A 345-nucleotide genomic window follows, 5' to 3' on the forward strand; every position below is an offset into this window, starting at 1 on the left:
TCTACATTGTAGTGGTGCAGGGCTCTAACATCTGGATTGGTCATGACCATACACATCGTCATGAGATAGAGAAAACGCCTTAGACGCGGGCGGCCACGTTTGCTAAGCACCATTTTCCCGCGCCATTTCCCAGAGCTGGCCTCAGCCAAATTTAGACCCGCATGACGAAGCAAGGCATTTCCGTGTGCGTAACCACTAAGATCACCAGCTTCTCCTAACACACCGGCTAGACTGGTTACATTTACACCTCGAGCGGCGATCCCAACGCAATTCCCCGATAGCTCACTGCACGAGCGACATGCATCTCCTGGGCAATATCTACACCGACAACCAGATGCAAAGAGG

At 52.2% G+C, this 345-nt stretch carries 1 pseudogene; it reads right to left on the bottom strand.

Annotated elements, in window-relative coordinates:
* A pseudogene (locus UQ64_RS30530) lies at window positions 1–251 on the bottom strand (IS110 family transposase); the annotation flags it as partial.
* Between the last annotated feature and the right edge of the window lie 94 nt (window positions 252–345).

This window comes from Paenibacillus etheri (assembly GCF_001012825.1).
Lineage (GTDB): Bacteria > Bacillota > Bacilli > Paenibacillales > Paenibacillaceae > Paenibacillus_AQ > Paenibacillus_AQ etheri.